This window comes from Pseudomonas sp. EMN2 (assembly GCF_009650555.1).
GTDB lineage: Bacteria > Pseudomonadota > Gammaproteobacteria > Pseudomonadales > Pseudomonadaceae > Aquipseudomonas > Aquipseudomonas sichuanensis.
In genome coordinates, this window is record NZ_VZZR01000096.1 from 50,277 (window position 1) to 71,132 (window position 20,856).

The 20,856-nt window shown below is 63.4% G+C and carries 20 protein-coding genes, 1 tRNA gene and 1 pseudogene; 15 read left to right on the plus strand and 7 right to left on the minus strand.

Going from position 1 to position 20,856, the window contains the following annotated elements; genetic code table 11:
* The first annotated feature begins 171 nt into the window (after positions 1-171).
* The 6 genes from F6X61_RS23670 to F6X61_RS23695 all read left to right on the plus strand — a co-directional run bounded on the left by F6X61_RS23670 (position 172) and on the right by F6X61_RS23695 (position 6,029).
* Entirely contained in the window at positions 172-1,671 is a 1,500-nt protein-coding gene (locus F6X61_RS23670; RefSeq protein ID WP_153788773.1) for a diguanylate cyclase, read from the plus strand.
* Complete coding sequence (locus tag F6X61_RS23675; RefSeq protein WP_153788774.1) at positions 1,655-1,882, plus strand: cysteine-rich CWC family protein; 228 nt, start codon at positions 1,655-1,657, stop codon at positions 1,880-1,882. Before F6X61_RS23670 ends, F6X61_RS23675 begins: the two co-directional genes overlap by 17 nt.
* A gap of 31 nt (positions 1,883-1,913) precedes the next feature.
* Positions 1,914-2,606, plus strand: a complete 693-nt coding sequence (locus F6X61_RS23680; protein WP_153788775.1) for a pseudouridine synthase — start codon at positions 1,914-1,916, stop codon at positions 2,604-2,606.
* 446 nt (positions 2,607-3,052) lie between these two features.
* Positions 3,053-3,937 (plus strand): alpha/beta fold hydrolase, encoded by an 885-nt coding sequence (locus tag F6X61_RS23685; RefSeq protein ID WP_153788776.1) that lies wholly within the window; start codon positions 3,053-3,055, stop codon positions 3,935-3,937.
* A 113-nt stretch (positions 3,938-4,050) separates the two neighbouring features.
* Positions 4,051-4,124, plus strand: a tRNA-Gly gene (locus tag F6X61_RS23690).
* A 204-nt stretch (positions 4,125-4,328) separates the two neighbouring features.
* On the plus strand, positions 4,329-6,029 hold the full coding sequence (locus F6X61_RS23695; RefSeq protein WP_153788777.1) for a SulP family inorganic anion transporter: 1,701 nt from the start codon (positions 4,329-4,331) through the stop codon (positions 6,027-6,029).
* A gap of 103 nt (positions 6,030-6,132) precedes the next feature.
* Here F6X61_RS23695 and F6X61_RS23700 read toward each other — a convergent pair whose 3' ends face one another.
* Positions 6,133-6,615, minus strand: a complete 483-nt coding sequence (locus F6X61_RS23700; RefSeq protein WP_153788778.1) for a hypothetical protein — start codon at positions 6,613-6,615, stop codon at positions 6,133-6,135.
* Positions 6,616-6,629: 14 nt separating this feature from the next.
* Positions 6,630-7,001, minus strand: a complete 372-nt coding sequence (locus tag F6X61_RS23705; RefSeq protein ID WP_153788779.1) for a hypothetical protein — start codon at positions 6,999-7,001, stop codon at positions 6,630-6,632.
* 177 nt (positions 7,002-7,178) lie between these two features.
* On the opposite strand from F6X61_RS23705, the pseudogene F6X61_RS27355 reads away from it, so the two are divergent.
* The 4 genes and pseudogenes from F6X61_RS27355 to F6X61_RS23720 form a co-directional block, all read left to right on the plus strand.
* Positions 7,179-7,333, plus strand: a pseudogene (locus F6X61_RS27355) (DUF4917 domain-containing protein); the annotation flags it as partial.
* Between the two features lie 179 nt (positions 7,334-7,512).
* On the plus strand, positions 7,513-7,833 hold the full coding sequence (locus F6X61_RS23710) for a type II toxin-antitoxin system RelE/ParE family toxin (protein ID WP_153788780.1): 321 nt from the start codon (positions 7,513-7,515) through the stop codon (positions 7,831-7,833).
* Positions 7,830-8,117, plus strand: a complete 288-nt coding sequence (locus F6X61_RS23715) for a DNA-binding transcriptional regulator (RefSeq protein ID WP_153788781.1) — start codon at positions 7,830-7,832, stop codon at positions 8,115-8,117. Before F6X61_RS23710 ends, F6X61_RS23715 begins: the two co-directional genes overlap by 4 nt.
* 107 nt (positions 8,118-8,224) lie before the next feature.
* Complete coding sequence (locus F6X61_RS23720) at positions 8,225-9,235, plus strand: DUF4917 family protein (RefSeq protein ID WP_153788782.1); 1,011 nt, start codon at positions 8,225-8,227, stop codon at positions 9,233-9,235.
* A gap of 25 nt (positions 9,236-9,260) precedes the next feature.
* On the opposite strand, the gene F6X61_RS23725 is transcribed toward F6X61_RS23720, so the two are convergent.
* From F6X61_RS23725 to F6X61_RS23740, 4 genes are all read right to left on the minus strand, one after another.
* A complete protein-coding gene (locus F6X61_RS23725; RefSeq protein WP_153788783.1) occupies positions 9,261-9,767 on the minus strand; it encodes an AlpA family transcriptional regulator in 507 nt (168 codons plus the stop codon).
* Positions 9,768-9,769: 2 nt separating this feature from the next.
* On the minus strand, positions 9,770-10,048 hold the full coding sequence (locus F6X61_RS27360; RefSeq protein WP_153788784.1) for a hypothetical protein: 279 nt from the start codon (positions 10,046-10,048) through the stop codon (positions 9,770-9,772).
* Positions 10,049-10,210: 162 nt separating this feature from the next.
* Positions 10,211-11,431: an SAM-dependent methyltransferase gene (locus F6X61_RS23735; protein WP_153788785.1), complete on the minus strand. Its 1,221-nt coding sequence runs from the start codon at positions 11,429-11,431 to the stop codon at positions 10,211-10,213.
* A gap of 99 nt (positions 11,432-11,530) precedes the next feature.
* The gene (locus F6X61_RS23740; protein WP_153788786.1) at positions 11,531-12,139 is read right to left on the minus strand and encodes a TPM domain-containing protein; all 609 of its coding nucleotides are present in this window, start codon (positions 12,137-12,139) and stop codon (positions 11,531-11,533) included.
* Between the two features lie 200 nt (positions 12,140-12,339).
* On the opposite strand from F6X61_RS23740, the gene bglX reads away from it, so the two are divergent.
* The 4 genes from bglX to F6X61_RS23760 all read left to right on the plus strand — a co-directional run bounded on the left by bglX (position 12,340) and on the right by F6X61_RS23760 (position 19,396).
* Positions 12,340-14,631 (plus strand): beta-glucosidase BglX, encoded by a 2,292-nt coding sequence (gene bglX / locus F6X61_RS23745; RefSeq protein ID WP_153788787.1) that lies wholly within the window; start codon positions 12,340-12,342, stop codon positions 14,629-14,631.
* 110 nt (positions 14,632-14,741) lie between these two features.
* A complete protein-coding gene (locus tag F6X61_RS23750; RefSeq protein ID WP_153788788.1) occupies positions 14,742-16,499 on the plus strand; it encodes an ATP-binding protein in 1,758 nt (585 codons plus the stop codon).
* Positions 16,493-17,827, plus strand: coding sequence for a sigma-54 dependent transcriptional regulator (locus F6X61_RS23755; protein WP_153788789.1), 1,335 nt, complete (start codon positions 16,493-16,495; stop codon positions 17,825-17,827). The genes F6X61_RS23750 and F6X61_RS23755 overlap by 7 nt, the downstream gene beginning before the upstream one ends.
* 258 nt (positions 17,828-18,085) lie before the next feature.
* The gene (locus tag F6X61_RS23760; RefSeq protein ID WP_153788790.1) at positions 18,086-19,396 is read left to right on the plus strand and encodes an MFS transporter; all 1,311 of its coding nucleotides are present in this window, start codon (positions 18,086-18,088) and stop codon (positions 19,394-19,396) included.
* An 82-nt stretch (positions 19,397-19,478) separates the two neighbouring features.
* Here the strand turns inward: F6X61_RS23760 and F6X61_RS23765 are convergent, their stop codons facing one another.
* Positions 19,479-20,231: a hypothetical protein gene (locus F6X61_RS23765; protein WP_153788791.1), complete on the minus strand. Its 753-nt coding sequence runs from the start codon at positions 20,229-20,231 to the stop codon at positions 19,479-19,481.
* Positions 20,232-20,572: 341 nt separating this feature from the next.
* Between F6X61_RS23765 and F6X61_RS23770 the strand changes: the two genes are divergently transcribed.
* On the plus strand, positions 20,573-20,856 hold a 284-nt coding region (locus tag F6X61_RS23770; RefSeq protein ID WP_153788792.1), incomplete at its 3' end, for a heme utilization protein.

A 20,856-nucleotide genomic window follows, 5' to 3' on the forward strand; every position in this document is an offset into this window, starting at 1 on the left:
TGGCGAGCGTCGACGACGATGCGTTGATCGACACTGCATAAGACAGTCCGGCCAGGGTTCAGTGCCATTTCTGCAACAAATTGAAACATCCCGTATAACCCTGAAAAACATGCAGTCATTTTTCGGTCATCTCACTAGAATGTCGCCACCGGCACACATCATGGGACGATCATGCCCTCGCCTTCCGCCCTGTTCTCGCAACGCTCGCTGATCTTCACCCTGCTGCTGTTGCTGGGCTGCGGCTTCCTCGCCACTTCGTTGCTGAGCTACTACGCCTCGCGCGGGGCAATCCGCGACGGCATCGTCAACACCGAACTGCCGCTGACCTCCGACACCGTCTATTCGGAAATCCAGAAAGACCTGATCCGCCCGGTGCTGATCTCGTCGATGATGGCGCAAGACACCTTCGTGCGGGACTGGCTGCTGGGCGGCGAACAGGACCCCACCCGCATCACCCGCTACCTGGGCGAGGTGATGGGCAGCCAGGGCACCTTCACCAGTTTCCTGGTCGCCGAACGCAGCCGCACCTATTACCAGGCCAAAGGTGTACTCAAACAGGTCAAGGCCGACGCCTGGCGCGACGCCTGGTACTTCCGCCTGCGCCAGGCCAACGTGCCCTACGAGATCAACGTCGACGTGGACATGGCCAACCAGGACAAGCTCACGGTATTCATCAACTACCGCGTGCTCGACTACCAGCAGCGCTTCATCGGTGCCGTGGGCGTTGGGTTGAGCGTCGAGTCGGTGGTGCGCCTGATCGATGACTACCAGCGCCGCTACCATCGCTCGGTGCTGTTCACCGATGCCCAGGGCAAAGTGCTGCTGACCGGTTCCGACGGCGGCCCCCACGGCCTTCGCGCAGGGCAGCAACTGAGTGACAGCAGCCAGTGGCAGGACCTGCTAGCGCGCATGCCGACCCCTGCCGCCGGCAGCCACGAGTATTACGACAACGACGGCCACAGTCACTTCCTGAATGTGCGCCCGCTGCCCGAACTGGACTGGTACCTGCTGGTGGACAAGCGCGAGACCAGTGCCCTGGACCGCATCCGCCAGTCGCTGTACCTGAACCTGGCGATCTGCGCCATGATCACCCTGGTGGTGCTGTCGCTGCTCAACGCCATGATCAAGCGCCATCAGGACAACGCCGAGGCCCTGGCCACTCTCGACAGCCTCACCGGCCTGCCCAACCGGCGCAGCTTCGACCTGCTCGCCGGCCAGGCGCTGGTCGAGGCGCAGCGCATCAGTGCACCACTGGTCGCCCTGTTGATCGACCTCGACCACTTCAAGGCACTCAACGACACCCACGGCCACTTGGCCGGCGACGAAGTGCTGCGCCAGTTCGCCAACGTGCTGCAGGGCAGCTTGCGCCAGTCCGATATACTCTGCCGCTGGGGCGGCGAAGAGTTCATCGTGCTGCTGCGCGAAACCGAAGGGCGCCAGGCCGTCGAAGTGGCCGAGAAGATCCGCCGGCGCACCGAGCAACTGATCTTCAGCTATGCCGACCAGCCGCTGCGCCTGACCGTCAGCATCGGCCTCGCCGGCCTGCAGCACGATGACACCCTGCACAGCCTGCTGAGCCGCGCCGACCACGCGCTTTATCGTGCCAAACAAGGCGGACGCAACCGCGTCTGCAGCCAGATGCCCGGACCCGACCATGACCCAGACCAGTGACCATCGCTGCCCTGCCTGCGGCGCCGCCAACCAGTGCGGCCTGGCCAACCCGGCCAGCGCCACCCAAGGTTGCTGGTGCTTTGCGGTGAGCATCGACCCAGCCATCGTCCAGGCCCTGCCTGCCGAACTGCGCAACCAGGCCTGCCTGTGTCCACGGTGCGCAAAAGTGGACGAGCAACTCAAGGCGGCGCAATCGCCCACGATCCGCTAGACTGCGCGCCGATCTGCCGCTACCTGCCGCCATGCGCCTCGACCGTTTCCTTGCCAACCTGCCCTGCTTCAACCGTCAGCAAGTGCGAATGCTGCTGGTGCAGCGGCGTGTGCGCGTGGATGGCGTGATCACCGCCGACCCGCTGCACGAGGTGCGTGACTTCAGCCGTGTGGAGGTGGACGAGCAACTGCTGCAGGCCGGCCGCCCGGCGCGCTACCTGATGCTGCACAAGCCCATGGGCTGTGTCAGTGCCACCAGCGACCCGCAGCACCGCACCGTGCTCGACCTGCTGCCGCCAGCATGGCGCGACGACCTGCACATTGCCGGGCGCCTGGACTACAACACCACCGGCCTGCTGATCCTGACCAACGACGGCCAGTGGTCGCGCCGCCTGACCCAGCCACAGACCAAGCTGGCCAAGGTTTACCACGTACGGACCGAGGACGAGATCGGCGCCCACTACGTCGAGAAGTTTCGCCAGGGCTTCTATTTCGCCTTCGAAGACCTCACCACCCAGCCTGCACAGCTGGACATTCTCGGCCCCCGCGAAGCGCGGCTGGCGATCGTCGAAGGCCGCTATCACCAGGTCAAGCGCATGTTCGGTCACTTCCAGAACAAGGTGCTGGGGCTGCACCGGGAAAGCATGGGGATGATCGAGCTGGATCCGGCCTTGTTGCCAGGCCAGTACCGGGACCTTTCGGCCGCAGAAATCGCCTGTTTCTGAGTGACTGCGAAGGCTCTGCGCAGGCATTTTTCGCGCAAACGATTGGGTAGCCCTGGCACTTTTCCACTACACCGACCGCCCAGCGGTTTCTTGCAAAATATCCCCCGAAACGCACTTGCGCGATCAGTAGTCCGCTGCTTGACTGCCAACTTGTCGGTCTGCCTGTGACTTACCGGTCACAAACGCAGTCCAAGACACCTTTTTGCCGGCCACCCAGGGGCTCGACACCTTGGGGCACGGTAAATCGCCCGCTACAACAATACCGTCGACACACGCGTCAGGGATCGACACAAGGGCCTACCGGTTTTCTTCCAGGCAAATGCCTACCTGTCATAAAGCACGTGCACCCTAACGGCCTGCGCGGTTGATTCGAACGCGAGTTCCCGAACCAGCCACACAGACCAACAGGTGACGCGATACCCTTTTTTGCGCCAGGAGTCGATGACATGAGGCCAGAAATTGCTGTACTTGATATCCAAGGTCAGTACCGGGTTTACACGGAGTTCCATCGCGCAGAAGGCGCCGAAAAGACCATCATCCTGATCAATGGCTCATTGGCCACGACGGCGTCCTTTGCCCAGACAGTGCGCAACCTGCACCCACAATTCAACGTGGTGCTGTACGACCAGCCGTATGCCGGCAAGTCCAAGCCCCACAACCGCCAGGAGCGGCTGATCACCAAGGAGACCGAGGCGCATATCCTCCTTGAGCTGATCGAGCACTTCCGTGCCGACCACGTGATGTCGTTCTCCTGGGGCGGTGCCTGCGCCCTGCTGGCGCTGGCGCACCAGCCACGGTTGGTGAAGAAGGCCATCGTCAGTTCGTTCTCGCCGGTGATCAACGAACCGATGCGCGACTACCTGGAGCGCGGTTGCCAGTTCCTGGCCGCCTGCGACCGCTACCAGGTGGGCAACCTGGTCAACGACACCATCGGCAAATACCTGCCGTCGCTGTTCAAGCGCTTCAACTACCGGCATGTCAGCAGCCTGGACAGCCACGAGTACGCGCAGATGCACTTCCACATCAACCAGGTGCTCGATCACGACCTGGAGCGGGCGCTGAAGGCCGCGCGCAACATCGACATCCCGGTGCTGTTCATCAACGGCGACCGTGACGAGTACACCACCGTCGAAGATGCGCGGCAGTTCAGCAAACATGTGGGGCAAAGCCACTTCAGCGTGATCCGCGAAGCCGGCCACTTCCTCGACATGGAGCACAAGAGCGCCTGCGAGGACACCCGCTCGGTCATGCTCGGTTTCCTCAAGCCGACCGTGCGTGAGTCCCGTCAACGCTACACCCACACGCAGGGGCAGCATGCACTGGCCATCTAAGCGCAACGGCACCTGCATGCCTGGCTCATCCGCAGGCAGCAGGCTGCCGACAGCCTTTTATGACATTGGGCTATTAATTGGCAGGGGGTTATGGTAAAAAGTCGGGCGCCGACGCGGGTATAGTTTAGTGGCAAAACGAAAGCTTCCCAAGCTTTAGTTGAGGGTTCGATTCCCTCTACCCGCTCCAAATCGCATTCCCCGCATGACGTTCCAGTGACGTCATCGCTGTAAAAAGGAGCCTTGGCTCCTTTTTTCGTTTCTGCCGCCTTCATTTGCGTACCATTCCTTGATCTGGCCCATGGCCATCCCCTGCTCGATTGGCTTCAATGCCCGGTGCTGCCCAGCACGCAAAAGCACCTAAGCTCTCTGAAACATTTCCAAAGGACTGCGCATGTTTCTCTCCCGCTGGCTACCGGGCCTGGCCAACCTGCTGCACTACCGCCGCGAGTGGTTCCACGCCGACCTGCAGGCGGGCCTGTCGGTGGCCGCGATCCAGATTCCCATCGCCATCGCCTATGCCCAGATCGTTGGCTTGCCGCCCCAGTACGGCTTGTACGCCTGCGTGTTGCCGATGATGGTCTACGCCCTGATCGGCAGTTCGCGGCAACTGATGGTCGGGCCCGATGCCGCCACTTGCGCGATGATCGGCGGCGCCGTGGCCCCGTTGGCCATGGGCGACCCGCAGCGCATCGCCGAGCTGTCGGTGATCGTCACCGTGCTGGTGGGCGTGATGCTGATCGGCGCCGGGGTGGCGCGCGCAGGCTTCATCGCCAGCTTTTTCTCGCGGCCGATCCTGATTGGTTACCTCAACGGCATCGGCCTCAGCCTACTTGCCGGGCAACTGTCCAAAGTCGTGGGTTTCAAGATCGAGGGCGACGGGTTCATCCTCAGCCTGATCAACTTCGTCCAGCGTCTGGGGGAAATTCACTGGTTGACCCTGGCGATCGGCCTGGCCGGGCTGGCATTGCTGATCTGGCTGCCCCGCCGCTACCCGCGTCTGCCGGCGGCACTGGTGACTGTAGTGGTGTTCACCGCCCTGGCCGGGCTGCTCGGCCTGGACCGTTATGGTGTGGCGATCCTGGGCCCGGTACCGGCGGGCATTCCGGAGCTGGCCTGGCCACAAAGCAACCTCGCGGAAACCAAGAGCCTGCTGCGCGACGCCCTGGGTATCGCCACCATCAGTTTCTGCAGCGCCATGCTCACCGCCCGCAGTTTCGCCGCCCGGCATGGCTATGCAATCAACGCCAACCATGAATTCGTCGCCCTCGGGGTGAGCAATCTGGCCGCCGGTATTTCCCAGGGCTTCGCCATCAGCGGCGCCGACTCGCGCACCGCGGTCAACGACATGGTCGGCGGCAAGAGCCAGCTGGTGGGCATCATCGCCGCCCTGGTGATCGCCCTGATCCTGCTGTTCTTCACCGCCCCCATGGCCTGGATCCCACAGGCGGCGCTGGGCGCGGTACTGCTGATGGCCGGTTGGGGGCTGATCGACATCAAGTCGCTGAAGACCATCCGCAAGCTCAGCCGCTTCGAATTCTGGCTGTGCCTGCTGACCACGGTCGGCGTGCTGGGGCTAGGCGTGCTGCCGGGCATCGTGTTTGCCGTGACCCTGGCGATCCTGCGCCTGCTCTACAGCATCTACCAGCCGACCGACGCGGTACTCGGCTGGCTGCCGGGTGTCGAGGGACAGGTGGACGTACGCCAGCACAAGGACGCCCGCACCGTGCCGGGCCTGGTGGTGTATCGCTTCGACGACGCGATCCTGTTCTTCAACGCCGACTACTTCAAGATGCGCCTGCTGGAAGCCGTGCAGGGCGTGGACAAACCCCAGGCGGTGCTGTTCGACGCCGAGGCCGTGACCAGCATCGACGTCAGCGGCATCGCCGCCCTGCGCGAGGTGCGCGACACCCTCACCGCCCAGGGCATCCACTTCGCCATCGCCCGCGCACGCGGCACCTTCCTGCGCATGCTGGTGCGCTCGGGGATGGCGCGGGAAATGGAGGACAAATTGCTGTTCGGTTCGGTGCGAGCAGGGATCAGGGCTTATCGGGTATGGCGCAACAGAAATCGGCAAGCGCCAGTGGACCTTTGAGAGACAAGGGCTACAGCATTGCACGAAGCGGATGCTGTAGCCCCAAGCAAGCCCTCGCTCAGCGAAGGCCCGGGAGATCCGAGCCTGCAATTGCGCAGCGGCCTCAGGCCTGCGGATAGCTGCAGCCGACGTAAAGGTCACGCGCCTTGTCTTCGGTCGAAACCACCCGCAAAGTGCCCTTGCTGTCGAGCACTCGCTGATAGTCGACGTAGCCGTCGGTATCGAGCGTCTTCTTCAGTTTAAGGGCGCTGGCGAGCTTGGCCGCATCGGCCAGCGGCGCGCTGCTGCTGGTCTGCAGGTAGAAGCTGTAGCGGTCGGTCATCACCAGCGTGGCGGACGACACGCCATTGATGCTCAACGCCGGCGTAACCTGCCAGGCAGCACCACCCCACGGGCTGTGGGCTTCGTCCTTGGTGAAGGTCAATTGGCCGCTATCGGCCAGCTGATTGAACGCCTCCACCTGTTGCGCATTGGCCTGGCACTGCGCCAGCGCCGTGAACAAGGCAACCTGGGCCGAATCGGCGGCCATGGCGTTGAACGCAGTCAGGCTGCCGACCAGCGTGATGAAGCGAAGCGATCCTTTCATGAAACCATCCTTGTTCAGTTGAACGTGCATTGCTCGAACGCCATGAAGTCACTGCCAGAGGTGAACTGCAGCACGCACTGCGCGTCGAATTTCTGGCCAGGGCGCATCGCCCTCATCAACGCCTGCTGAGCCTCGTCGGCACCGTTGAGGCGGGCCAGTTCGTAGCCCTCATCGTTACCGGCAGCAAGGATCGGCGCGCCCTTGAGGTTGGTCGAGACACCCAGTGCCACCGCAGTGATCTGCACAGACTGGTTCAGCTCCTCCATGCTCAGCGTGGAATAGCCCTTTTGCTCATAGACCTGATACAGCGTGGAAATGTCCTGGGCATGGGCACCCGAGGCCAGGAAGAGACTGCCGGCCAACACGGCCAGATTGCTGATTTTCACACTAGTTCCTTGTGTTGGGTCGCCCGCGCGGGCGCGCAGGGGGTAGGCACTCTGCCATCAACGATTGCTGTGCGCCATCGGGGCTTCCCTGAGCGGCGAGCGTCGCACAGTTGGCCCGAACAGTTGGCCCGACATGCGAAAGTCGCCGCGTTTTTAGCCACGCCCAACGGACCGCCCATGCCAGCACTCGACGCCCACTTGCCCGCCTGGGCCGAACTCAACCAGCGCCCCCCTTGCACCGCCCTGTTGCTGGGCAACGGTGCCAGTCGGGCGTTGTGGAAACCGTTCGGCTACTTTCGTTGTACGAAGAAGCCCAGCGTGCCGGCCGCAAGTATCGGGTATGGCGAAAGAGGACGAGCAGGGAATCCGCCGACAAGTAGAAGAAGGCGCCTACATCGTTGTCAGAGCGGAGCGATGCAGTACCGTGTCGGCGAGAAGGTAGCCTTTCGAGCATTCCACTCTACGCGCATCGCTGGTAAAAAGTGACTGCGCCAATGGCGTACACCCTGCTATGCTTTTTACCGAAACCGCTGTCTTTACCAAGCGCGCAAAAGAGCTGCTCGACGACGAAACCTACAGGTTGTTGCAGGTTCGTCTTTTGATATCCCCCGATGCAGGGGATGTCATCGAAGGAACCGGCGGCCTGCGCAAAATCCGCGTCCCTGCGAACGGCCACGGCAAGCGAGGTGGTGCCAGAGTCATCTACTACCACTTCACGGCAAGGTCACATATCACCTTGCTCTACATCTTTGCGAAGAATGAACAAACGGAGCTATCCGCCGAACAGCGCAAGGCTTTGAAATCCGTCATCGAAAACTGGAGATACCCATGAGCCGCCTCTTCGACGAGCTGATGCAAAGCGTTGTAGAAATGGATGAAATCATCCAACGCAAACGCCAACCCTCGCGCCAGTTCGAAATCGACGCCCTGCAAGTCCGGGAAATCCGCAAGGCCACCGGTTTGTCACAGGTTCGTTTCGCCGAGATGATCGATGTGCAAGTCGCGACCCTGCGTAACTGGGAACAGGGGCGCCGGGAGCCCACGGGGCCTGCCAAGGCGCTGCTGAGGGCCATCCACAACGACCCAGATCACGTGCTCAAGGCCTTGTCGCATTGAAAATTGCGCCATAGCTGCTGCGCCGGTATCTGCGCGCAGCATGCCTCGCACAGGTTGCATGACATGCTAAAGTCGCCGCGTTTTGAGCCACGCCCAACGGACCGCCCATGCCCGCACTCGACGCCCACTTGCCCGCCTGGGCCGACCTCAACCAGCGCCACCCTTGCACCGCCCTGTTGCTGGGCAATGGTGCCAGCCGGGCGTTGTGGAAACCGTTCGGCTACTTCTCGTTGTACGAAGAGGCCCAGCGCGCCGGCCGCAAGAAAGGCCTGGCGGTCAGTGACCAGGCGCTGTTCAAGTCGCTCGGCACAGAGCTGTTCGAACCGCTGCTGAGCACCCTCAACCACACCGTCCGCGCCAACGCCGCGCTGGCCATCAACTCCACCGCGCCGCTGAACCGCTACTACTCGATCAAGGAAGCGCTGATTCACGCTGTGCGCACTGTACACCTGCCGTGGGCACTGATGCCGGCGGCTACCCTGGCCTCGATCAACCAGGCCTTGCGTGGCTTTCGCAGCGTCTACACCAGCAACTACGACCTGGTCCTGCCGTGGGCCGTGCAGCATGCTCCACAGGGATTTGCCACGCTGTTCGACGAGCAGGGCTTCTTCGACGTGCGCCGCACCCGCAGCGAAGGCACCCGAGTGATGCACCTGCATGGCGGCCTGCACCTGCTCAAGCTGCCGGACGGCTCCAGCCGCCAGCGCAGTGCCGAATGCGCCGAGTTGCTGGACGGTTTTGCCGTGAACATTCCCGGCGAGGTGCCGTTGTTCGTCAACGAGTACCGTAGCGAGGAGAAACTGCGCGCGATCCGCAACTCGGATTACCTGTCATGGTGTCTGGGCCAACTGGCAAATGAGCACGAAGGGCTATGCCTGTTCGGCCAGCATCTGGACAGCAGCGACCAACACCTGCTCGACGCCATTCGGCAGGCGCAGCCGGCGCACCTTTTGATTGCCATCCGGCCATTGAGCGAGGCGTCGGTGCTCAATCAGAAGCAGCACTTCATCGAGCGGTTCGGTGATCTGGCGGGGACTGCGCTGCATTTCTTCGATGCCAGTACGCATCCCCTAGGGCTGGGAGAGTTGGCGATCGAGGTGCCGACAGGACGCCGCTGAGGGTGCCGCCAACGGCATGCCTTCATTAAGCCAAAGCCATCGAACCCTTGAAGATCCGTGCATGAGCGCTTGATACATTGACGGTCATCGCGACCCGAGCCAGGTCCAGCGTCTGCTGGCCTATGTCGTAGCTGCCCCTCGCCTGCAGCCAGGCCAGCACATCGGCGAGATGCCAGAGCGACGTACTGCCTTCATGCATGGGCGTTGGGAAACTGTGCATATGCGCCAGCATCAACTTGCGCATGTTCTGGCGCGACACGCCGACGATCTCTGCCACATCGGTCAGCCCGACAAGGTCTGGCGTCGCCTCTATCAGTCGTGCACCCGGCACTGCTTTGCGAACATCCCTGAGCGCGCTCTCGATCGCCTCCTCGGCACTGGGCGACTCCCGTACAAACTCCAGCGACAGGCGACCGGGCAAGCCAATGCCGACCAAGGCGTCGTCGCAACCCGCTTCGGCCAGGCGCTCGAGGAGCGCGTCCATATCTTCGTCTTCGACCAGTTGGTACTTGAGGGTGAACTCGAATTCCATAGTCACTGCTCCTCACCCGCCTTCACTGCGGTATCGGTATTACGGGCTCCAGTGCAATTGTCCACCACGCGCCTTAGCTGACGCGCGAAATTGCCTGGGTTCTTCGGGGTGCTCCAGATGCTGGTGACGCAAAGCTCGCCGCATCGACAATCAGCATCGTTGAAGGGGCAATACATCTTTCCCCAACAGTGCCCTCCACCCGCAACGACTCTCCATCCATGGTACTCAGCGTGCCTCAAGGCCTGCTCGACCTCTTTCTTGGCGTGACTGAGGCGCGGCATCGAATGTTCTCCAGTGTGGGCACTCAATCATTGGTTGTCAAATGACAACCAATGAGCATGAATGACCACCACACTACAGACCTCACGACACCAATATCGGCCGCCAAACGCGCTTGGGAGGCGTCTTACATACTTTGGGGAATGGCGCTCAACACGTTGTGCTTACCTGGCGATCAACCCATCCCCACGCAACAACGTCTCCAGGCAATGCTCCTGCACCCCATAGAACGCCTTGAGCTGCGCAATCTTCTCCAGCAGCGCCCCCGCCTCTACGGGCTGTTTGCGCTTCACCGCAAGAATCATCTTGTTCTTGTTGGTGTGCTCCAGCGAGATGAACTCGAAGACCTTGGTCTCGTAGCCGCAGGCCTCGAGGTACAGCGCACGCAGGCTATCGGTGAGCATCTCGGCCTGCTGCCCAAGGTGCAGGCCGTACTGCAGCATCGGCTGCAGCAGCCCTGGGCTGTGCAGTTGCGGGCGGATCTGCTTGTGGCAGCACGGCGAGCACATGATGATCGCCGCGTTGCAGCGGATGCCGGTGTGGATGGCGTAGTCGGTGGCGATGTCGCAGGCATGCAGGGCAATCATCACCTCGATGGCCTCCGGCACCACGCTGCGCACGTCACCGCACTCGAACACCAACCCCGGGTGCTCAAGGCGCGCGGCAGCGGCGTTGCACAGCTCGACCATATCCGGGCGCAGCTCGACGCCAGTGACCTGTGCCTCACGCCCGAGGGTGTTGCGCAGGTAGTCGTGCATGGCGAACGTCAGGTAGCCCTTGCCCGAGCCGAAGTCGGCCACCCGCAAGGCCTGATCGGCCGCCACCGGCGCGCTGGCCAGGGCGTGGTCGAAGACCTCGATGAACTTGTTGATCTGCTTCCACTTGCGCGACATCGACGGGATCAACGCGCCTTGCGCGTCGGTCACCCCAAGATCGCGCAGGAAGGGGCGCGACAGTTCCAGATAACGCTTCTTCTCACGGTCATGCCCACCTGCCGCCGCTTCACGGGGTGCCTGCTGGGCCAGGTGGCGGCGCAGCATCGGCTTGCCCTTCTTGCTGAACTCCAGTTGCACTTCACCCGCACCGGTGAACAGGTGAGCGTTGCGAAAGCTCTCCGGCAGCAGTTCGGCCACCAGTGCCTGCGCCTGGCCCAATGGCAGGTTGCGGGTAATGTCGCGGGTCTGGTGGCGGTAGACCAGTTGCAGGCAGGCCTCACCCTTGAGCTGCACCGGTTTGGCGATGATCCGCTGCAGGGTCTGGTCGGCCCCCACGTGGCGGGCCAGCACCAGTTTGGCCAGGCTGCCATCGGCCAGGGCGTCGGCCAGCAGGCTCAGGAACTGGGCGCGCGCATCCGGCGCGATGGGGGCGGAAGTAGTCGACGACATGGGGAGCGGGTGCCTCGGAATGCGGGGAGCGCGTTGCGCAATGCCGCGCATTCTACGTCGCTGGCCGCCCATCGCGAAGGTTTTCGCGATGGGCGCGGCTCAATCGAGGATCACCAGGCGATTGGGCAACTCGTTGCGCGCGTGGGTAGGCGGTACATGCTCGCTGAGCAGTTCGCCGCACGCCTCGATGCATTCCACGAAACCTTGCAAGGTACGGCCCTGGCAGACCTGCTCGGTGAACCGCGCGACGATCGCTTCGCGGGCCTGAGGCGGCAGGTGCCGGGCGATCCCTTCATCGACCAGGATCTCGACATGCCGCTCGGCCTCGCTGACAAAAATCAGCACCCCGGTAGCCCCGGCGGTGCGCTGCAGGTTGAGTTCGAGAAACTGCTGCCGGGCAAGCCCGGAAGCCCGTCGCCGACGCAGTATCGCCGGCACCACCCAGGCGGCCAGGCGTGGATGGCGCAGCAACAGACACAAGGCAACAAAGGTGAGCATCTGCGCCAGCAACAGGCCGTTGAGGCCGATCCCGCCCTGCCAGCGGTGCAGCAGCAACGGAATGACCAGCGCCAGCAGCGCCGCCCAGAGCAGGGGTAGATAGGGGTAGTCGTCGGCGCGGCGCGCCAGCACGGTCACCAGCTCCGCGTCGGTGCGCCGCTCGACGCGTGCAATCGCCTCGGCGATCTGGCGCTGTTCGTATTCGGTCATGCCATCGTCTCTTGAGCGTTCTTATCATTGTTATCCCGGCATCGGGGTGGCGAGAGTGTATCTCAACAAGCGCTCCATATAAGGCATAATCCGCGGCTGCGTCGGATCATGGACGAATGATCCATAAAATCGCCAGCGGACCGCATAACAACAGGCGTACGAAACCTCTCGGCCAACCGCCCTACTCAACAACGGAATTGATGATGAAACTGTCTTTGCTGGGCCTGGCCATGGGCCTTGCCAGTCAGGCGGCCCTTGCCGCCCCCTCCGCCCCGCCCCTGCAAGACAAGCAGGCATTCATCGACCATCTGGTCAGCCAGATGACCGAGGCCGAAAAGATCGGCCAGCTGCGCCTGATCAGCATCGGCCCCGAAATGCCCCACGAGAAGATCCGCGAAGAGATTGCCGCCGGGCGCATCGGCGGCACCTTCAACTCGCGCACCGCCCCCGAGAACCGGCCGATGCAGGACGCCGCCATGCGCAGCCGCCTGAAGATCCCGATGTTCTTCGCCTACGACACCATCCATGGCGAGCGCACCATCTTCCCGATCGGCCTGGGCCTGGCCGCGACCTGGGACATGGACGCCATCGCCAAGGTCGGCCGTACCTCGGCCATCGAGGCCGCCGCCGACTCGCTGGACATGACCTTCGCGCCGATGGTCGACATCGCCCGCGACCCGCGCTGGGGCCGCACCAGTGAAGGCTTCGGCGAAGACACCTACCTCACCTCGCGGATCGGCCAAGTGATGGTCAAGTCGTTCCAGGGCAAGAGCCCGGCCGAGCCCGACAGCATCATGGCCATCGTCAAGCACTTCGCCCTGTATGGCGCGGTGGAAGGCGGGCGCGACTACAACACGGTCGATATGAGCCTGCCGAAGATGTACAACGAATACCTGCCGCCCTACCGCGCCGCGCTGGACGCCGGCGCGGGGGGTGTCATGGTGGCGCTGAACTCGATCAACGGCGTGCCGGCCACCTCCAACACATGGCTGATGAACGACCTGCTGCGCAAGGAGTGGGGCTTCAAGGGCGTGACCATCAGCGACCACGGCGCCATCCAGGAGCTGATCCGCCATGGCGTGGCCCGCGACGGTCGCGAAGCGGCCAAGCTGGCGATCAAGGCCGGCATCGACATGAGCATGAACGACACCCTGTACGGCGAAGAACTGCCAGGCCTGCTCAAGTCCGGCGAAGTGACCCAGGGCGAACTGAACCAGGCGGTGCGCGAAGTGCTGGGCGCCAAATACGACATGGGCCTGTTCAAGGACCCGTACGTGCGCATGGGCAAACCTGAAACCGACCTTGCCGACTACTACGCCGAGAACCGCCTGCACCGCGACGCCGCCCGCGACGTGGCACGCCGCAGCCTGGTGCTGCTGGAGAACCGCGAGCAGACCCTGCCGCTGAAGAAGGCCGGCACCATCGCCCTGGTCGGCCCACTGGCCGACGCCCCCATCGACATGATGGGCAGCTGGGCCGCCGACGGTAAGCCACAGCACTCGGTCACCGTGCGCGAAGGCCTGCGCCGCGCCGTCGAGGGCAAGGCCAAGCTGGTCTACGCCAAAGGCTCGAACGTGACCGGCGACAAGGCCATGTTCGACTATCTCAACTTCCTCAACTTCGATGCCCCGGAAATCGTCAACGACCTGCGCCCAGCCGCCGTGCTGATCGACGAAGCGGTCAAGGCCGCCCAGCAGGCCGACGTGGTGGTGGCCGTGGTCGGTGAGTCCCGTGGCATGTCCCACGAATCGTCGAGCCGCACCACCCTGGAAATCCCGGCGGTGCAGCGCGACCTGATCAAGGCCCTCAAGGCCACCGGCAAACCACTGGTGCTGGTGCTGATGAACGGCCGCCCACTGTCGATCGCCTGGGAACGTGAACAGGCCGATGCCCTGCTGGAAACCTGGTTCAGCGGTACCGAAGGCGGCAACGCCATCGCCGACGTGCTGTTCGGCGACTACAACCCGTCGGGCCGCCTGGCCATCACCTTCCCGCGCTCGGTCGGGCAGATCCCGATGTACTACAACCACCTGCGCATCGGCCGTCCGTTCACTCCTGGCAAGCCGGGCAACTACACCTCGCAGTACTTCGAGGAGCCCAACGGCCCGCTGTACCCGTTCGGCTACGGCCTGAGCTACACCAGCTTCGACCTGACGGACCTGACCCTCTCACGCACCGAACTCAAGCGCGGCGAAACCCTCAAGGCCAAGATCACGGTGAAGAACACAGGCAAACGTGACGGCGAGACCGTGGTGCAGCTGTACCTGCAGGACCAGAGCGCGTCGATGAGCCGCCCGGTGAAAGAACTGAAGAACTTCCAGAAACTGATGCTCAAGGCCGGCGAAGCACGTACCGTGACCTTCGACATCAGTGAAGAAGACCTGAAGTTCTACAATGGCCAGCTGCAGCGCGTGGCCGAGCCGGGTCAGTTCAATGTACAGATCGGCCTGGACTCGCAGGCGGTGCAGCAGCAGAGCTTCGAGCTGCTGTAAGCCAGGTTCGCCCTGATCGCGGGGCAAGCCCGCTCCCACGATGACCGCGTGGGAGCGGGCTTGCCCCGCGATCAGGGCGACACGAACAACCGAAATCCCGGATCCGCCCCATGCCCTCTTCCTTCCGCGCCCTGCGTCTGGGGCTGATCATCCTGCTGATCCTGGTCGGCACCGGCCTCAGCGCCGGCTGGGCCATGCACCAGGCCAAGCGCGAGGCCATGCGGGCCGACGCGCAGCGGGCCAGCCAACAGCTGGGCCTGTACGCCAACAACCTGCACACCCTGATCGAGCGTTACCGCGCCCTGCCTGCGGTACTGGCGCTGGACCCGGAGCTGATCGACGCCCTGCGCGGCCCGGTTACCGACTCGGTGCAAAATGCCCTGAACCACAAGCTCGAGCGCATCAACGGCGCCGCCAATTCCTCCACCCTGGAACTGCTCGACCGTACCGGCCTGGCCATCGCGGCCAGCAACTGGCGCCTGCCGACCACCTATGTCGGCTCCAACTACGGCTTTCGCCCCTATTTCAAACAGACCCGCAGCCAGGGCAGCGGCCGCTTCTACGCGGTCGGCGTGACCAGCGGCGTGCCGGGCTATTTCCTGGCCAGCGCGGTCAACGACGAACATGGCCGCTTCCTCGGCGCCATGGTGGTCAAGCTGGAGTTCCCCGAACTTGAACGCGAGTGGCGCCAGGGCAGCGATATCCTGCTGGTCAGCGACGCCCGTGGCATCACCTTCATCGCCAACCAGGACGGCTGGCGCTACCGCGAACTGCAACCGCTGAGCGGCGCCGATCGCGCCGAACTGGCTGAAACCCGCCAGTACGACAAGCAGCCGCTGGTGCCCCTGCAGCACCAGGCCCTGACCCGCTTTGCCGACAACAGCCACCTGACCCGCGTACAGGGCCCCGACGGCGCCGCCGAATACCTGTGGGAAAGCCTGCCGCTGGAAGCCGAAGGCTGGACCCTGCACCTGCTGCGCAAGCCGCAGGTCGCCGAGGATGGCCGCAACGCCGCCCTGGCCGCTGCCGCGATCTGGCTGACCCTGGTGTTCGCCGCGCTGTTCGTCAGCCAGCGCCTGCGCCTGGCCCGCCTGCGCCAGCGCAGCCGCGAAGAGCTCAAGCGCCAGGTCGAGGAGCGTACCCGCGAACTGCGCACCGCCCAGGAAGGCCTGGTGCAATCGGCCAAGCTGGCGGCGCTGGGGCAGATGTCCGCCGCCCTGGCCCACGAAATCAACCAGCCCTTGACCACCCAGCGCATGCAGCTGGAAACCCTGCGCCTGCTGCTCGACCATGGCCGTTACGACCAGGCGCGCCAGGCCCTCGAGCCGTTGGAGCAGATGCTCACGCGCATGGCCGCGCTCACCGGCCACCTGAAGACCTTCGCCCGCAACAGCCCCGGCGGCCTGCGCGAGCGCCTGGACCTGGCCACGGTGGTCGACCAGGCGCTGCACCTGCTCGAGGCGCGCATCCACGCCGAAGCGGTCGACGTGGCGCTGTACCTGGCCCGCCCGGCCTGGGTCCGCGGCGATGCGATCCGCCTGGAGCAGGTGCTGATCAACCTGCTGCGCAACGCCCTCGACGCCATGGCCGACAAGCGCTACAAACGCCTGGAGATCCGCATCGAACTCGACGATGGCCAGTGGCGCCTGAGCGTGCTCGACTCCGGTGGCGGTATCGAGCCGGCCGACCTGGCCAAGGTGTTCGACCCATTCTTCACCACCAAGCCTGTGGGTGAAGGGCTGGGCCTGGGCCTGGCTATTTCCTACGGCATCGTGGTCGATGCCGGCGGCTGCCTGCAGGTCGAAAACCTGCCGGGCGGCGCGCGTTTCAGCCTGACGCTACCCCGCGACCTGGAGCCGGTATGTTGAATTCAGTGATCGTCGTCGATGACGAAGCCAGTATCCGCACCGCCGTGGAACAGTGGCTGAGCCTGTCGGGCTTCAGCGTGCAACTGTTCGCCCGTGGCGAGGATTGCCTGGCGCAGCTGCCGCGCAATTTCCCCGGGGTGATCCTCAGCGACGTGCGCATGCCCGGGCTCTCCGGCATGCAACTGCTGGAACGGCTGCAACAGGATGACCCCGACCTGCCGGTGATCCTGCTCACCGGCCATGGTGATGTGCCGATGGCGGTGGAGGCGATGCGCAACGGCGCCTACGACTTCCTGGAAAAACCCTTCACCCCGCAGCACCTGCTGGGCAGCCTCGGCCGTGCCCTGGAAAAACGCCGGCTGGTCCTGGAGAACCGTCGCCTGCATGAGCAGGCCGACCTCAAGGCGCAGCTCGAAACCAGCCTGCTCGGCATGTCCCAGGGGCTGCAACAGTTGCGCCGGCAGGTGCTGGACCTGGCCAGCCTGCCGGTGAACGTGCTGATCCGTGGCGAGACCGGCAGCGGCAAGGAGCGAGTGGCGCGCTGCCTGCACGATTTCGGCCCGCGCGCAGACAAGCCCTTCGTCGCGCTCAATTGCGCGGCGATCCCCGAAACCCTGTTCGAGGCCGAGCTGTTCGGCCATGAGAGCGGCGCGTTCACCGGCGCCCAGGGCAAACGCATCGGCAAGCTGGAATACGCCAACGGTGGCACCGTGTTCCTCGACGAAATCGAAAGCATGCCGTTGGCCCAGCAGGCCAAGCTGCTGCGGGTGATCCAGGAACAGAAGCTTGAGCGCCTGGGGGCCAACCAGAGCATCGCCGTCGACTTGCGCATCATTGCCGCGACCAAGCCCGACCTGCTGGAAGAGGCCCGTGCCGGGCGCTTTCGCGAAGACCTGGCGTACCGCCTCAACGTGGCCGAACTGCGCCTGGCACCGCTGCGCGAGCGGCGCGAAGACATCCCGCTGCTGTTCGAACACTTCGCCCGCACGGCTGCCGAACGCCTGGGCCGCCAAGCCCCACCGGTCAGTGGAGGACGCTTGGCGCAACTGCTGGCCCACGACTGGCCGGGCAATGTGCGTGAGCTGGCCAATGCGGCCGAGCGTCATGCCCTGGGGCTGGATTCGCCGAACCTTGAGAGCCTGCCTGGCGGGCAGTCGCTGGGCGAGCAGATGGAGGCCTTCGAAGCCCAATGTCTGCGTGCGGCGCTGCGCCAGCACAAGGGTGAGATCAAGGGGGTGATGGAAGCGTTGCAGCTGCCACGGCGTACGCTGAACGAAAAGATGCAGCGGCATGGGCTGGTGCGTGAGGACTTTCTCGGCAGCGAATGAGCGGATTTCCGCTTATCGATTGGGCTAAATGAGCGAAAAACCGCTCATACGATGGGTTGGTTGCGACCCCATCGCGGGGCAAGCCCGCTCCCACAGTGATCGCTATAACGCAGGTGATACATGGCCTGCGTGGGAGCGGGCTTGCCCCGCGATGCCCTCAAATGGATCACCCCGCCCCCATTTGGCACAGCTCCTGCAAAACCCTTCTCAAGCTGCGCCCCAAGCGCGCTCCACAAAAACAACGAGAAGGTATCCCTGATGGATAACGCCAGCACTCTGCCCGCCGGAGCGGCCGCCGCGGAGAAAACCACCGCCAGCCGCCTCAAGTCGATCTTCAGTGGTTCCATCGGCAACATGGTCGAATGGTACGACTGGTACGTCTACGCTGCATTTTCCCTGTACTTCGCCAAGGCCTTCTTCCCGGCCGGCGACACCACCGCACAACTGCTCAACACCGCCGCGATCTTCGCCGTGGGCTTCCTGATGCGCCCGATCGGCGGCTGGCTGATGGGCATCTACGCCGACCGCAAAGGCCGCAAGGCCGCGCTGATGGCTTCGGTGCTGCTGATGTGCGCCGGCTCCCTGGTCATTGCCCTCACCCCCGGCTACGAGACCATCGGCGTTGCCGCACCGGTCCTGCTGGTGGTCGCGCGCCTGATGCAAGGCCTGTCGGTAGGCGGTGAATACGGCACCTCGGCCACCTACCTCAGCGAGATGGCCAGCAAGGAACGCCGTGGCTTCTTCTCCAGCTTCCAGTACGTGACCCTGATTTCCGGCCAGCTCATCGCCCTGGCGGTGCTGATCATCCTGCAGAACACACTGACCACCGAAGAGCTGTATGCCTGGGGCTGGCGTGTACCCTTCGTGATCGGCGCCCTGTGCGCAGTGGTTGCCCTGTACCTGCGCCGTGGCATGGAAGAGACCGCCTCCTTCACCAAGAAGGAAAAGTCCAAAGAGAGCCTGATGCGCACCCTGATGCGCCACCCCAAGGAACTGCTGACCGTGGTCGGCCTGACCATGGGCGGCACCCTGGCCTTCTACACCTACACCACCTACATGCAGAAGTACCTGGTCAACACCGTGGGCATGAGCATCAGCGACTCGACCACCATCTCGGCGGCCACGCTGTTCCTGTTCATGTGCCTGCAGCCGATCATCGGCGGGCTGTCCGACAAGATCGGCCGTCGCCCGATCCTGATCGCCTTCGGCGTGCTCGGCACCCTGTTCACCGTACCGATCCTCAGCACCCTGCACACCATCCAGACCTGGTGGGGCGCGTTCTTCCTGATCATGGCCGCGCTGATCATCGTCAGCGGCTACACCTCGATCAACGCCGTGGTCAAAGCCGAGCTGTTCCCCACCGAAATCCGCGCCCTGGGCGTCGGCCTGCCGTACGCGCTGACCGTATCGATCTTCGGCGGTACTGCCGAGTACGTGGCCCTGTGGTTCAAGAGCATCGGCATGGAAACCGGCTTCTACTGGTACGTCACCGGCTGCATCGCCTGCTCGCTGCTGGTCTACGCGACCATGAAGGACACCAAGCAGCATTCGCGGATCACCACTGACTGATCGGCTGCACGGCAATGAACAAGGGGCGCTCCGGCTGACGGGGCGCCCCTTTTTATTGGCTGTGAGCCGAATAACGCGTCACTCAGGACATCTCCATCGCCCGCTGCGGCTCACGACGCTGGTAGTAGGTGGCCGCCAGCACCAGCACCAGCAGCACCCCGCCCAGCACCATCGACGAACCCACGGTACCGAAGTCCAGGCCGCCTTTCTCGTGGGGCTTGGTCAGCACGTCGCCCAGGGTCGCACCGAATGGGCGAGTGAGCACGAAGGCGATCCAGAACAGCACCACGCCGGAGATCTTCGTCCAGTAGCGGGCAGCCGCCACCACGGCGATTGCCGAGCCGATCAGCAGCGCACCGCCGGCGAAGCCCAGCCCCGAATCGTCGGCCAGGTAGTCGCCCAGCGCAGTGCCGAGGGTGTTGGAGAACAGGATCGCCACCCAATAGAACAGCTCACCGCTGCGGTTCTTGATACGGGTGACATCCAGCGGGTTGCCGCTCATGCGCCACACGGCGAAGGTCAGCAGCAGGATGCCGATCAGCAGCGCCGAGCCTGTTGCATAACCCAGCCCCAGGGTGCGGTCCATGAAGTCGGACATGGTGGTGCCGGCAGTACTGGTGGAAAGGATCACCAGCCAATAGAGCATCGGGTTGTAGCGGCGCGAGTAGAGCTGGGTGACCAGGGTCAGCAGAAACACGCTGATCAACAGCAGCGAGCTCATCGCATAACCGATATTCAGGGTCATGGACAGCAGGTCGCCCGCCGTCTCGCCAAGTGTGGTTGCGCAGATCTTCATGACCCAGAAGGCCAGGGTGATTTGCGGGAGTTTGTTCATCGTTGTGCCGCTCCAGGTGTTAAGTGCGGCGATGGTGAAGAGCGTTGTCTGAAAAAACGGTTGGAGTTGCATGAAAAAAGCGTTTGTCGCGCACGACGAATGCTCGTGAGCTGTTAATTCGGCATTAATTCCCACCCGCCATGCTTGGCCAACTGAAAAAGCCGCACCGATCGCACGGCCTGATATAGCCAGGTACTGCTTTCGACCAAGGACAAGCGCGCCCGTAACAATCGAAATGATCGATTATTTTGCGCTGTTTTTTGCGCTTTTTAATCAACTTAATCGGCGTAGCATTGAACCCATAGAAACAAACAACCCACTGATCCACCGGAGCAACGACCATGAAAAACAAACTGATCCTCGCCCTGACCCTCTCGGTTCTGACCACTGGCGCTTTCGCCGAAGACGGTTTCAGCCGTACCAGCGCCCACACCTTCGCCGCCATCCAGAGCCAGTCGAACAGCTACGCAGAAGATGGTTCTGACCGCACCAACGGCCAACGCTTTGCCGAAGACGGCTTCGACCGCACCAATGGCCAACGCTTCGCCGAAGACGGCTTCGACCGCACCAACGGCCAACGCTTCGCCGAAGACGGCTTCGACCGCACCAACGGCCAACGCTTCGC

Coding starts and splice junctions, on each gene's coding strand:
- F6X61_RS23670 (WP_153788773.1), top strand. CDS start 172: ATGCCCTCGCCTTCCGCCCTGTTCTCGCAACGCTCGCTGATCTTCACC.
- F6X61_RS23675 (WP_153788774.1), top strand. CDS start 1,655: ATGACCCAGACCAGTGACCATCGCTGCCCTGCCTGCGGCGCCGCCAAC.
- F6X61_RS23680 (WP_153788775.1), top strand. CDS start 1,914: ATGCGCCTCGACCGTTTCCTTGCCAACCTGCCCTGCTTCAACCGTCAG.
- F6X61_RS23685 (WP_153788776.1), top strand. CDS start 3,053: ATGAGGCCAGAAATTGCTGTACTTGATATCCAAGGTCAGTACCGGGTT.
- F6X61_RS23695 (WP_153788777.1), top strand. CDS start 4,329: ATGTTTCTCTCCCGCTGGCTACCGGGCCTGGCCAACCTGCTGCACTAC.
- F6X61_RS23700 (WP_153788778.1), bottom strand. CDS start 6,615: ATGAAAGGATCGCTTCGCTTCATCACGCTGGTCGGCAGCCTGACTGCG.
- F6X61_RS23710 (WP_153788780.1), top strand. CDS start 7,513: ATGCTTTTTACCGAAACCGCTGTCTTTACCAAGCGCGCAAAAGAGCTG.
- F6X61_RS23715 (WP_153788781.1), top strand. CDS start 7,830: ATGAGCCGCCTCTTCGACGAGCTGATGCAAAGCGTTGTAGAAATGGAT.
- F6X61_RS23720 (WP_153788782.1), top strand. CDS start 8,225: ATGCCCGCACTCGACGCCCACTTGCCCGCCTGGGCCGACCTCAACCAG.
- F6X61_RS23725 (WP_153788783.1), bottom strand. CDS start 9,767: ATGGAATTCGAGTTCACCCTCAAGTACCAACTGGTCGAAGACGAAGAT.
- F6X61_RS27360 (WP_153788784.1), bottom strand. CDS start 10,048: ATGCCGCGCCTCAGTCACGCCAAGAAAGAGGTCGAGCAGGCCTTGAGG.
- F6X61_RS23735 (WP_153788785.1), bottom strand. CDS start 11,431: ATGTCGTCGACTACTTCCGCCCCCATCGCGCCGGATGCGCGCGCCCAG.
- F6X61_RS23740 (WP_153788786.1), bottom strand. CDS start 12,139: ATGACCGAATACGAACAGCGCCAGATCGCCGAGGCGATTGCACGCGTC.
- bglX (WP_153788787.1), top strand. CDS start 12,340: ATGATGAAACTGTCTTTGCTGGGCCTGGCCATGGGCCTTGCCAGTCAG.
- F6X61_RS23750 (WP_153788788.1), top strand. CDS start 14,742: ATGCCCTCTTCCTTCCGCGCCCTGCGTCTGGGGCTGATCATCCTGCTG.
- F6X61_RS23755 (WP_153788789.1), top strand. CDS start 16,493: ATGTTGAATTCAGTGATCGTCGTCGATGACGAAGCCAGTATCCGCACC.
- F6X61_RS23760 (WP_153788790.1), top strand. CDS start 18,086: ATGGATAACGCCAGCACTCTGCCCGCCGGAGCGGCCGCCGCGGAGAAA.
- F6X61_RS23765 (WP_153788791.1), bottom strand. CDS start 20,231: ATGAACAAACTCCCGCAAATCACCCTGGCCTTCTGGGTCATGAAGATC.